The sequence below is a fragment of the Inhella proteolytica genome (genome assembly GCF_016093275.1).
Taxonomy (GTDB): domain Bacteria; phylum Pseudomonadota; class Gammaproteobacteria; order Burkholderiales; family Burkholderiaceae_C; genus Inhella; species Inhella proteolytica.
The window spans coordinates 439,308-450,965 of the sequence record NZ_JAEDAK010000001.1 but is presented as its reverse complement, the minus strand read 5'-3'; the positions used below and the strand labels follow the sequence as shown (position 1 = coordinate 450,965).

Annotated in this window: 12 protein-coding genes; 6 read left to right on the top strand and 6 right to left on the bottom strand. The window is 69.5% G+C overall.

Translation table 11 applies throughout. From position 1 onward, the window contains the following. Positions 1-39: 39 nt before the first annotated feature. From I7X39_RS02025 to I7X39_RS02015, 3 genes are read right to left on the bottom strand one after another with little or no spacing between them, the layout of a single operon-like run. A complete protein-coding gene (locus I7X39_RS02025; protein WP_198109273.1) occupies positions 40-1,437 on the bottom strand; it encodes an ATP-binding protein in 1,398 nt (465 codons plus the stop codon). Then, a complete protein-coding gene (locus I7X39_RS02020) occupies positions 1,437-2,123 on the bottom strand; it encodes a response regulator transcription factor (protein ID WP_198109272.1) in 687 nt (228 codons plus the stop codon). The genes I7X39_RS02025 and I7X39_RS02020 overlap by 1 nt, the downstream gene beginning before the upstream one ends. A gap of 49 nt (positions 2,124-2,172) precedes the next feature. Continuing rightward, entirely contained in the window at positions 2,173-2,745 is a 573-nt protein-coding gene (locus I7X39_RS02015; RefSeq protein WP_198109271.1) for a helix-turn-helix domain-containing protein, read from the bottom strand. A gap of 83 nt (positions 2,746-2,828) precedes the next feature. Between I7X39_RS02015 and kbl the strand changes: the two genes are divergently transcribed. The 3 genes from kbl to I7X39_RS02000 are packed head-to-tail and all read left to right on the top strand — an operon-like array spanning position 2,829 to position 5,806. Then, entirely contained in the window at positions 2,829-4,034 is a 1,206-nt protein-coding gene (gene kbl, locus I7X39_RS02010; RefSeq protein WP_198109270.1) for a glycine C-acetyltransferase, read from the top strand. Between the two features lie 3 nt (positions 4,035-4,037). Continuing rightward, a complete protein-coding gene (locus tag I7X39_RS02005) occupies positions 4,038-4,979 on the top strand; it encodes an NAD-dependent epimerase/dehydratase family protein (RefSeq protein ID WP_198109269.1) in 942 nt (313 codons plus the stop codon). A 50-nt stretch (positions 4,980-5,029) separates the two neighbouring features. Further along, positions 5,030-5,806 (top strand): MipA/OmpV family protein, encoded by a 777-nt coding sequence (locus I7X39_RS02000; protein WP_198109268.1) that lies wholly within the window; start codon positions 5,030-5,032, stop codon positions 5,804-5,806. Here I7X39_RS02000 and I7X39_RS01995 read toward each other — a convergent pair whose 3' ends face one another. Beyond that, complete coding sequence (locus tag I7X39_RS01995; RefSeq protein WP_198109267.1) at positions 5,807-6,610, bottom strand: alpha/beta fold hydrolase; 804 nt, start codon at positions 6,608-6,610, stop codon at positions 5,807-5,809. Then, complete coding sequence (locus I7X39_RS01990; RefSeq protein WP_198109266.1) at positions 6,610-7,902, bottom strand: O-acetylhomoserine aminocarboxypropyltransferase; 1,293 nt, start codon at positions 7,900-7,902, stop codon at positions 6,610-6,612. Before I7X39_RS01990 ends, I7X39_RS01995 begins: the two co-directional genes overlap by 1 nt. A 91-nt stretch (positions 7,903-7,993) precedes the next feature. Between I7X39_RS01990 and I7X39_RS01985 the strand changes: the two genes are divergently transcribed. After that, positions 7,994-8,461 (top strand): CBS domain-containing protein, encoded by a 468-nt coding sequence (locus I7X39_RS01985; RefSeq protein ID WP_198109265.1) that lies wholly within the window; start codon positions 7,994-7,996, stop codon positions 8,459-8,461. 64 nt (positions 8,462-8,525) lie between these two features. On the opposite strand, the gene I7X39_RS01980 is transcribed toward I7X39_RS01985, so the two are convergent. After that, positions 8,526-9,266, bottom strand: coding sequence for a hypothetical protein (locus I7X39_RS01980; RefSeq protein ID WP_198109264.1), 741 nt, complete (start codon positions 9,264-9,266; stop codon positions 8,526-8,528). A 98-nt stretch (positions 9,267-9,364) separates the two neighbouring features. Here I7X39_RS01980 and aroC point away from each other — a divergent pair, with 98 nt between their 5' ends. Both aroC and I7X39_RS01970 read left to right on the top strand, forming a co-directional pair. Then, the gene (aroC, locus tag I7X39_RS01975) at positions 9,365-10,465 is read left to right on the top strand and encodes a chorismate synthase (protein ID WP_198109263.1); all 1,101 of its coding nucleotides are present in this window, start codon (positions 9,365-9,367) and stop codon (positions 10,463-10,465) included. A 22-nt stretch (positions 10,466-10,487) separates the two neighbouring features. Next, positions 10,488-11,555: an aspartate-semialdehyde dehydrogenase gene (locus tag I7X39_RS01970; protein ID WP_198109262.1), complete on the top strand. Its 1,068-nt coding sequence runs from the start codon at positions 10,488-10,490 to the stop codon at positions 11,553-11,555. Positions 11,556-11,658 lie beyond the last annotated feature (103 nt).

The window sequence follows — 11,658 nt, the reverse complement described above, 5'->3', positions numbered from 1 at the left end:
CAGGGTGCCCGGCCACGCTGCGCCGGGTCTTGAGCCAGATCAGTGAGCCGTCGGATGCGGCAGGCGCACGCGCAGGGCCACCCGGTCGGCAGCGCTGTCCAGCAGCAGCAGCTCGCCGCCATGGGCGCGGGCGATCTCGCGCGCCAGGCTCAGGCCCAGGCCGGTGCCATCCACCTGGCGGCCATGCGCGGCGTCGGCGCGGTAGAAGCGCTCGAAGAAGCGCGCCCGCTGCTCGGGGCCCAGGGGCGCGCAGGCGTTGCGGAAGTCCACCTCCACGGCGCCCGGCACGGCGCGGGCCTCGATCTCCAGCGCCCCATGCGGCAGGCCGTGGCGCAGTGCGTTGCTGAGCAGGTTGTTGAACAGCTGGCGCAGCAGCAGGGCGTCGCCGCTCAGGCGCAGGCCTGGCTGAAGGTCGGCATGCACCGGGCGGTCCTCGGCCAGCATCTGGGCGTCGGCCACCAAGTCGCCCAGCAAGACGCTGAGGTCCAGATCCTCGCGGTGCAGGTCCAGCCGCCCGGCGTCGGCGCGCGAGAGCAGCAGCAGCTTGCGCGCAATGCCCGAGAGGCGGTTCACCTCTTCCAGAATGGCCCCGAGCTCGGCCTGCACCGCCCGGCCCTCGGTGGCGCCGATGGCGCGCTCCAGCCGGCCCTGCAGGATGGTCAGCGGGGTGCGCAGTTCGTGCGCCGCGTCGGCGGAGAAGCGTGAGGCCTGGTGGAAGCTTGCCTCCAAGCGCGCCAGCATGGTGTTGTAGGCGTCAATCAGCTCGCGGAACTCGCGCGGCTCTCCCCGGGTGGCCAGGCGTTCGCTGAGCACCTGCGGGGTGAGGCGGCGCATGGCCTCCCGCAGGCGCTGGACCGGGCGCATCATGAGCTGGGCCAGCAGCCACGCGCTGGCGGCTGCGCCCAGCAGGGCCAGCGGCAGCAGCACGGGCAGGGTGCGCTGCCAGACGGCCTGCAACTCGGCGTCCAGTGCCGTGGTCTGGGCTGCCAGCAGCGCGGTGCCTCCGCGCGTGTGCACCCGCACCAGCCGCCACTCGGCCTCAGGCGTGGCAGCGCCGCTGCGCTCGCAGCGCCCGCGCGGGTCGCTGCGCCCCCCAGCCTCTCCGCGGGCCCGGGCAGCTTGCCAATCCGCTTGGAAGTCCGGACCGAACCAGTCCTTCAGCGCGGCATCCGCGGGCGCCGACGCGCCCAGCCAGCGCATGCGCAGCTGGTCCGGTGCGTCCAGGCGCAGCTTGCGCTGCATGTCCTCGGCCATGCGGCGGTCCCCCTCGCCTTCGCGCTGGGGGTTGCCCAGTCGGCGGGCTTCCATGCACAGGCGCTCGTCCAGTTGCTCCACCTCCTGCTGGCGCAGCTCGCGTCCACCGATGAAGAACAGGGCGGCGGTGGTCAGCAGGACGAGCGCACCGGCCTGTAGGAAGAGGCGCCACTGCAGCGACATCAGCCGGGTCTGCGGAAGCGGTAACCGACCCCGCGTACCGACTCGATCAAGGGCTGCGGGGCCTCTTCGTGTTGCACATCGGCCAGGCGCGCGCGGATGCGTTTGACGCACACGTCCACCACGTTGGTGGCGGGGTCAAAGTCATAGCCCCACACGGCCTCCAAGAGCTGGGCGCGGCTGAAGACCTCGCCGGGCGAGCGCATCAGGTATTCAAGCAGGCTGAACTCGCGCCCGGTCAGCTCCACGGCGCGGCCCTGCAGCTTCACCGTGCGGCCGATGCGATCCAGCAGCAGGCCGCCCACCTGGAGCTCGGACTGCCGCTCGCCCTTGGCGCGCCGCAGCACGGTCTGCAGGCGTGCGGCCAGTTCCTCGACGAAGAAGGGCTTGGCCATGTAGTCGTCCGCGCCAAGTTGCAGACCGCCCAGACGGTCACCCAGCTCGTTGCGGGCGGTGAGCAAGATGACTGGGGTGCCAATGCCGCGCTGGCGCAGGTCGGCCAGGATGTCCAGACCGTCACGCCCGGGCAGCATCAGATCGAGCACGATGGCGTCCCAGTCCGGTTTGAGCGCCTGCGCATGGCCGGCACGGCCGTCGGATTCGGCGTGCACGCTGATGCCGCGCGCGCCCAGCCCACCCACCACGAAGTCGGCGATGGCGGCTTCGTCCTCGATCAGCAGCACCTTCATGGCCGGCATTGGGCCTGGGGCTGCCGCGGTCTTCATGACAGGCCTGTCATCAAGGGTGGATGACCACCAGCAGCCCCACCGCGAGCTCCTTGCTGGTGTTTCGGATGGCGTGCGGCTGATCGGTTGCGTAGCGTCCGGTCTCACCCAGTTGCAGGAGTTGCGTGTCCGGTCCGGCTTCCACCTGCAGGCTGCCGCTGAGCACGCTCAGGTGTTCACGCGACCCGGGTTCATGCGCCTGCGAGGCCAGCACGCCGCCGGGCTGCACGATCAGTTCGTACCACTCGAACTGGCCGGCCAGCTCGATCGGTCCCAGGATGCGCAGGCGGGCCAAGCCATCCGGGCTGGCCAGCGAGGGGGTGGCGTGTGCGGCCACCTTGTCGATCCCGGTCGCGACGGGGCGGGCGCCTTCGAGGAGTTCAGAGAGTTCCACCCCCAGCGCATGCGCCAGCCGCCACACCACGGCCACCGTGGGGTTGGCCTGGTTGCGCTCAATCTGCGAAAGCATGGACTTGGACACCCCGGCGCGCCGGCTCAGCTCGTCCAGCGTCAGCTGCCGCTTGGCGCGCAGGGCCGCCAGGGCTTCCCCGACCTGGGGCGGTTGGGCAAGATCGGTGTCGCTCATCAGAATGTCCTTGCTTCATTGAACAGCTGTTCGATATAGTGAACGCCGTTCGATAAATCGCATTTTGCGCCAGGAGACTGAACATGGCCAGCAGCGCCGACTTCTACGCCCACATCCGCCAGGAACTGGCGGGCATCGAATCCGCCGGCCTGTTCAAGCGCGAACGCATCATTGCCACCCCGCAGGGCGCGGTGGTGCGCACCACCGACGGGCGCGAGCTCATCAACCTGTGCGCGAACAACTACCTGGGCCTGTCCAGCCACCCGAACGCCATCGCGGCAGCGCACAAGACGCTGGACACCCACGGCTTCGGGCTCTCGTCCGTGCGCTTCATCTGCGGCACCCAGGACATCCACAAGGAGCTGGAGCGCCGCATCGCCGCCTTCGTGGGCTGCGAGGACGCCATCCTCTATGCAGCGGCGTTTGACGCCAACGGCGGCCTGTTCGAGCCCCTGCTGGGCGAGCAGGACGCCGTCATTTCCGACGCGCTGAACCACGCGTCCATCATTGACGGCATCCGCCTGTGCAAGGCGGCGCGCTACCGCTACGCCAACAACGACCTGGCCGACCTGAAGAAGCAGTTGCAGGAAGCCCGCGCCAAGGGCGCCCGCCATGTGCTGGTGTTCACCGACGGCGTCTTCAGCATGGACGGCACGATCGCCCAGCTGAAGGGAATCCGCGCGCTTTGCGACCAGTACGGCGCGCTGCTCGGTATCGACGAATGCCACGCCAGCGGCTTCCTGGGCAAAACCGGCCGCGGCACGCCCGAGCACTGCGGCGTGTTCGGCCAGATCGACATCATCACCGGCACCTTCGGCAAGGCCCTGGGCGGCGCCAGCGGCGGCTTCACGGCCGCGCGCAAGGAAGTGGTGGAGCTGCTGCGCCAGCGCTCGCGCCCCTATCTGTTCAGCAACACGCTGGCACCCGCCATCGTCGGTGCCTCGCTGGCGGTGCTGGATCTGATCGAAGGCTCCACCGCGCTGCGCGACAAGCTGGAGGACAACACCCGCTTCTGGCGCGCCGGCCTGCAGGCCGCCGGCTTCGACATCAAGCCCGGCACCCACCCCATCGTGCCGGTGATGGTGTACGACGCCGTCAAGGCGCAGCAGCTCTCGGCGCGCCTGCTGGAGCTGGGGGTGTACGCCGTGGGCTTCTTCTTCCCGGTGGTGCCCAAGGAGCAGGCCCGCATCCGCACCCAGATGAGCGCGGCGCTGGACCGCCACCACCTCGAAAAGGCCCTGGCCGCCTTCACCCAGGCGGGCCGCGAACTCGGTCTGATCAAGAGCTGAACCATGACGACCAAGATCCTCCTCATCGGCGCGAATGGCCAGATCGGCACCGAGCTGGCCGCCGCCCTGGCCGAGCGCCACGGCAACGAGAACGTCATCACCAGCGACATCTCGCCCCAGGGTCGCCTGCCGCAGCTGCGCCACGAGATGCTGGACTGCACCGATGGGGCTGCCGTCACTGCCATCGTCGAGCGCCATCACATCACCCAGGTCTACCTGCTGGCCGCCGCGCTGTCGGCCACCGGCGAGAAGCACCCGCAATGGGCCTGGGATCTGAACATGAAGGGCCTGCTGAATGTGCTGGAGCTGGCGCGCACGCACAAGCTCGAGCGCGTGTTCTGGCCCAGCAGCATCGCCGCCTTCGGCCCCAGCACGCCGCAGGACCACACGCCGCAATCCTCGGTGATGGACCCGACGACGGTCTACGGCATCAGCAAGCAGGCCGGCGAGCGCTGGTGCGCCTGGTACCACCGCATGCATGGCGTGGACGTCCGCAGCCTGCGCTATCCGGGCCTGATCAGCTGGAAGACGCCGCCCGGCGGCGGCACCACCGACTACGCGGTGGACATCTTTCACCAGGCACTCAAGACCGGCCGCTACACCTGTTTCCTGCAGGCCGACCAGCGCCTGCCCATGATGTACATGCCCGATGCCATCCGCGCCACGCTGGAGCTGATGGAGGCGCCGGCAGCGGCCATCCAGGAGCGCGGCAGCTACAACCTGTCCGGCTGCAGCTTCACGCCGGACGAAATCGCCGCCGAAATCCGCAAGCACTTGCCGGGCTTCGAGATGGTGTGCGAGCCCGACTTCCGCCAGCAGATCGCCGCCAGCTGGCCGCGTTCCATCGACGACTCGGTGGCGCGCGCGCATTGGGGCTGGAAGGCCGAGTTCGGTCTGAGCGAAATGGTGGCCGACATGCTGGCCAATCTGCGCGGGCGGGTTTGAAGCGCAGCAGGTAGGCTTCGGCCATGCGCCGCTTCCTATCTGCCCTCCTGTTGCCCCTGCTTGCCAGCCCGGTGCTGGCGCAAGAAGTCGAGCTCTTCTCCGGAGCCAAGCTGTCGCTGATCGGCCTGCGGGTCGGCAATTCCCCGGTCTATCTGGGCCAGAAAGACCGGGGCTTCGACCTGCGCCCCGTGGTCGCCCTGCGCTGGGGGCGCGTGCGCATCAGCAACTCGGGCGGCAGCTCGCTGCTGAGCGAACGCGGCACCGGCGGGGCCAGCACCGACCTGCTGGACGACGAAGACTGGCGCCTGACCGTGGGCCTGCGCTTCGACCGCGGCCGCAATGTCAGCGGCATCGAGCGCCTGCGTGAGCTGCCCGACGTGCGCACCACGATCCGCGGGCGCGTGGGCCTGACCTGGCACCAGACCGACACGCGGGACTGGACCCTGGCCGTCAACCCCGACCTGCTCGGCCGGGGCGGGGGCCTGCTGCTGCAGCTCAGCATGAGCCAGCGTCTGCCGGAGTGGGAGCAGGCCTTGCCGATGGGCGGGCAATGGACGGCGCTGGTCAGCCTGGCCGCGGCTGACCGGCGCTACCAACGCAGCTACTTCGGCGTGCCCGCCGGTTTGACGACCTTCCAGGCCTACGAACCCGGGGCCGGCCTGCGCAGCCTCACCGTTGGCCTGACCTGGCAGCGCGAGTTCGGCCGCCACTGGGTCGGGTTCGGTGGCGGCAGCCTCAGCCACTTGCTGGGGCCGGCCGCCGATGCCCCCTTCATCGAGCGCAACCTCGACCTGGGACTCAACGCCGGCCTGGCTTACCGCTTCTGATCAGGGGCGCAGCGCGGCGGCCAGCGCCTCGCGCAGGCCTTCGGGGTCTTCCTGCATCAGGGCATGGCCGCAGGGCAGGCTCGCCGTGCGCGCCTTGAGCGCCTCCACCAGCGGCTGGGCCGCGCGCGCCGGCGTCATCTGGTCCAGCTTGCCCATCACCACGGTGCTGGGGCAGGCGACCTTGGCCGCGGCCGCCAGCGCTCCCGTGTAGCCGTTGCAGAGTTGGAAGTCCTGCAGGAACAGATTGCTCCCGGGCCAGCCTGCCTGCGTGCGTTCCATCAGCGCCTGGTTGGCGCCATGCAGCCAGGCGCCCGGGCCGGGGTAGGCCGGCTTGGCCGCGATGCCGCTGTGGCTGAAGGTATTGACCATGCGCATCGCCGCCACCGGCTCGGTGGCTGCGGTCTGCAGCAGCGCGTCGCTCACGGCCATCGGTGCCGCTGTGCCCAGCAGGGCCAGGTGCCAGGCGCGCTCGGGCGCCTGCGCGGCGGCCTCCAGCGCGATCAATGAGCCCATGCTGTGGCCCACCCAAGCGGCCTTGCTGACGCCGGCCGCATCCAGGCAGCCCAGGGCCCAGGCGCCGGCCTCGGCCATCGTGGCCAGCGGCGGCCCCTCGCTGCGGCCATGCGCGAGCAGGTCCAGCGCCAGCACGGCGAAGCCGCGGTGCGCAAAGCTGCGCGCCAGCAGGGTGAAGACCGAGTGGTCGTGCAACGCACCGTGCAGGAAGACGATGCAGGGCAGGGCGGGGTCGAAGGTCTTGCCGCCGGTGTAGGCGTAGACGCGGCGGTTCTGTACGGTCAGTTCCATCACTTGAACGCCGCTTTCAGGGCGGTCTTGAGGTCGGCGATCAGATCGGCCGGGTCTTCCAGGCCGATCGACAGGCGGATCGTGCCGGGGCCGATGCCCGCGGCCACGAGCGCGGCATCGTCCATGCGCGAATGCGTGGTGCTGGCCGGGTGGATGACGAGCGAGCGCGCATCGCCCACATTGGCCAGATGGCTGAAGAGCTTGAGGGATTCGATGAACTTCTGGCCTTGGGCGCGGCTGCCATCCAGCTCGAAGCTGAACACCGCACCGGCGCCACGCGGCATCAGCGTCTGCGCCCTGGCGTGGCTGGCGTGGTTGGGCAGGCCGGGGTAGCCCACGGCCTTGACCTGCTTCTGGGCGGCCAGGAACTCGGCCACCGCCTGGGCATTGGCCACATGCCGGGCCATGCGCAGCGGCAGGGTCTCCAGGCCTTGCAGCAACAGCCAGGCAGTGTGCGGGCTCATGCAAGCGCCGAAGTCGCGCAGGCCCTCGCGGCGCGCGCGCAGCAAGAAGGCGGCCACCGTCGATTCCTCGGCGAAGACCATGCCGTGGAAGCCGGCGTAGGGTTCCGTCAGCTCCGGGAACTTGCCCGACTTCAGCCAATCGAAGCGGCCGGAGTCGATGAGCACCCCGCCCACCACCGTGCCGTGGCCGCACAGGAATTTGGTGGCCGAGTGCATCACCAGGTCGGCGCCTTGCTCGATTGGGCGCTGCAGCCAGGGCGTGGCCAAGGTGGCGTCTACCAGCAGGGGCAGGCCGGCGGCGTGGGCCACCGCGCTGACGGCCGGGATGTCCAGCACCTCCATGCCCGGGTTGCCGAGCGACTCGCCCAGCAGCAGGCGCGTCTCGGGCCGGATGGCCGCCTTCCAGGCGTCCACATCACCGGGGGCCACGAAGCTGGTCTGGATGCCCAGGCGCGGCAGGGTGTAGGCGAGCAGGTTGTGCGAGCCGCCGTACAGCTGCGAGCTGGCGACGATGTGGCCGCCGGCGCCGCAGATCGTCACGATGGCCAACCACAGCGCGGCCTGGCCGCTGGCGGTGGCGATGGCACCCACACCGCCTTCGAGCGCGGCCATGCGCTCCTCGAACACGGCCGTGGTGGGGTTGGAGAGGCGCGAGTACACATGCCCGCTGCGCTCCAGATTGAACAGGCCGGCGGCATCGGCGCTGCTGTCGAACACGAAGCTGGTGCTCAGATGCAGCGGGGTGATGCGGGCGCCGGTGGCGGGGTCGGGGGCGGCCCCGGCGTGCAGGGCCAGGGTGTCGAAGCCAGGGTCTAGGGGTCCGGGCATGCCTTGTACTAGGGTGCGCCCCGGAGAGGGCGGGGCGGGCATTGTGTGCTATGTTGCCCGCAATCCCCCTCTGCTCTCCATGGAGAACACGATGAAGGTCACCGACATCCTCAAGGTCAAGGGCAGCACCCTTTTCACCGTTGCCCCCGATACCCCGCTGGCCGAGGCCGTGGCCACCATGGCGGAGCGCGACATCGGCTCGCTGGTGGTGATGGAGCTGGGCGATCTCGTGGGGATGCTGACCTTCCGCGAAGTCATCCAGGCCGTGGTGAAGAACGGCGGCACGGTGGGCAACAGCCAAGTCCGCTCGGTGATGGACGACCACCCGCTGACCTGCACGCCCGAGACCGAGATCGACGAGGTGCGCCGCATGATGCTGGGCCGCCATGCGCGCTACATGCCGGTGCTCAATGGCAAGACCCTGATGGGCGTGATCTCCTTCTACGACGTGGCCAAGGCCGTGGTCGATTCGCAGGACTTCGAGAACCGCATGCTCAAGGCCTACATCCGCGACTGGCCGGTGGGGCAGGAAGAAGAGTCCAGCGAACCGAAGCTCTGAGCAGAAAGACGAACCAGAAACACGAACGGCCCGCAAGGGCCGTTTTTTCTGCCTGCCGAGCTGCTCAGCGGGGACGAACCGCCTGCAGGCGCGCCAGCAGGGCGGCGTTCAGTTGCTTCGTGTGCGCATTCCAGCGCTTTTGCTGCAGGTCGAGCTCCTGCTGCCAGTGGGCTGCCTGCGGGTGCTGCCGTTGCCAAGCCCAGATCGTGCGCTCCGCCTTGGCTTCGAAGCTGCCAAAGCGGGCGACGGCCGCGTCCAACTCACGCAGGGCGTCGCCATGCTGCCCCTGCGCCGCCAATGCCCGTGCCCGTAACAGGCTGACTGCCTCGGCCCGGTAGCCAGGGGCACGCTCGGCGATCACGTCGAGGTGGGCCAGGCAGGAGCCGGCCTGGCCGCGAAGCAAGTCCACCTGGGCCGCCCCCCAGCGCACGTCGGCGTCGTTGGCGAACGGGCCTTGCAGGCATTGCTGGTAGCAGGTCGCGGCTTCGTCCAGCTGGCCGGCGGCCAATAGCGCAGCCGCCAGCCGCATCTGGTTTTGCGCTGTGGGCGTGGTGTCCAGGGCCTCGCGCGCCTCACGCACCTCGCGGCCTGGGTCGAGCGCTTGGCCGACGGCGCGCAGGGCCCGGCCCGCCTGTCGTTGCACCCGTGAATGCGGCAGCATGATGGCCAGCACGTACACCACCGAACCCAGCACGGGGAAGGAGAACAGGATGATCAACCAATACATCGGTTGACCGTTGCGCAAGGCATGCACCGCACAGTAAATGGCCAGCAGGAAATGCAGGCCCAAGCCGATGAATGGCATCCATCTCTCCCTGGAATCTTCTGAAGGGGCAGGATTCTCGGGCCGCAGAGGCCCGCTTCCTAGAATGAGGCTTCCATTGCAGGCAGGGGTTTTCATCGATGTCAGGCAGCACATTCGGGCGCTGGTTCGCCGTCACCAATTTCGGCGAGAGCCATGGCCCGGCGATCGGTTGCGTCATCGACGGCTGCCCACCCGGGATGGCGCTCAGCGAGGCCGACATCCAGCCCGATCTGGACCGCCGCAAACCGGGCACCAGCCGCCATGTGACGCAGCGCCAGGAAGGCGACCGGGTCGAGATCCTCTCCGGCGTCTACGAAGGCCTGACCACCGGCACGCCGATTGCGCTGCTGATCCGCAACGAGGACCAGCGCAGCAAGGACTACGGCAACCTGCTCGACACCTTCCGTCCCGGCCACGCCGACTACAGCTACTGGCGCAAATTCGGCCTGCGCGACCCGCGCGGCGGCGGCCGCAGCTCGGCCCGCCTGACCGCCCCGATGGTGGCGGCCGGCGCGGTGGCCAAGAAGTGGCTGCAGCAGGCTTATGGCACCACGGTGCGTGGCTGCATGGTGCAACTGGGCGAGATCGAGATCCCGATCGAGGACTGGGCGCAGACCGCGCACAACCCCTTCTTTGCCGCCGGCACGCGCGAGCTGGAGCGCCTGGAGGCCTACATGGACGCGCTGCGCAAGAGCGGCGACTCGGTGGGCGCCAAGCTGCGTGTGGAAGCCCAGGGGGTGCCGCCGGGCTGGGGCGCTCCGCTGTTCGACAAGCTCGACGCCCAGATCGCCTACGCCATGATGGGCATCAACGCCGTCAAGGGCGTGGAGATCGGTGACGGCTTCGGCGTCGTCGCCCAGCGCGGCAGCCAGCATGGCGACGAGATCCACCCCGACGGCTTCGCCAGCAACCATGCCGGCGGCGTGCTGGGCGGCATCTCCAGTGGGCAGGACCTGGTGGTGAACATCGCCATCAAGCCGACCAGCTCGATCCGGTTGGAGAAAGCCAGCATCGACCGCAGCGGCCAGCCCAACACGGTTGTCACCCACGGCCGCCACGACCCCTGCGTGGGCATCCGCGCCACGCCCATCGCCGAGGCCATGCTGGCCCTGGTGCTGATGGATGCGGCATTGCAGCAGCGGGCGCAAGGGGGCGATGTGGAGCTGCCCATCTCGCCGGTGCCGGCGCGGCGCGGCTGAACCTGTTCTCGGAGATTCCAGGATGACTGTTTCGCAACGCCACCCCGAAGGTTGGGCCGTCGGCATCGTCGGCGCCACGGGCGCGGTTGGGCTGCTGATGCGCCAGCTGCTGGCCGAGCGCAGTTTCCCGGTGCGCTCGCTGCGCCTGTTTGCTTCCGTACGCTCGGTGGGACGGCAGCTGGACTGGAAGGGCCAGCAGCTGCCGATCGAGGACGCCGCCACGGCCGATTTCCGCGGTCTGGATCTGGTGTTCTTCTCGGCCGGTGGCGACACCGCGCGCGAACTGGCGCCCCGGGTGGCGGCTGCAGGTGCGGTGGTGATCGACAACTCCTCGGCCTGGCGGGCCGACCCTGACGTTCCTCTGGTGGTGGCCGAGGTCAACCCGGACGATCTGCGCCGCCGGCCCAAGGGCCTGATCGCCAACCCCAACTGCACCACCATGGCGGCCATGCCGGTGCTCAAGCCCTTGCACGATGCCGCCGGCCTGAAGCGCCTCACCGCCAGCAGTTACCAGGCCGTCTCGGGTGCCGGCGTGGCGGGTGTGCAGGAGCTGGTGGAACAGATGCGGGCCGCGGCTGATCGGTTGGAAGCCCTGGTGTATGACGGGCGTGCCGTCGACTTCCCGCCGCCGCGCAAATGGGCGGTGCCGATCGCCTGCAACGTGGTGCCGCTGAACTACGTGCTGAAGGACGACGGCTTTACCGAGGAAGAGCTGAAGCTGCGCGACGAGACCCGGCGCATCCTGGGTCTGCCCCAGTTGCCGGTGGCGGGCACCTGCGTGCGCGTGCCGGTGCTGTGCGCGCACTCGCTCAGCCTGCATGCCGAGTTCGAACGGGCCATCGAGGCCGCCGAGGCCGAGGCCCTGCTGCGCCAGGCGCCGGGTGTGCGCCTGTGCGCCGTGCCCAATGCGCTGGACGCCACCGGCATCGACGAGGTGCTGGTGGGGCGGGTGCGGCGCGACCCCACGGTGCCGCATGGGCTGATCCTCTTCGTCAGTGGCGACAACCTGCGCAAGGGCGCCGCGCTGAACGCGGTGCAACTGGCCGAATGCCTGTGGCAACAGGCCGAAGCGGGCAGCGGAGCCGGCTGACACCCCCTGCTGAAGGTCATGCCGCGGCCGGGCCCAAGGCCCGTGTCGAACGACCGCTTTGCAGCTGACCCCCTCAAGGGTGCATTTCGTCGCTTTCTAAACG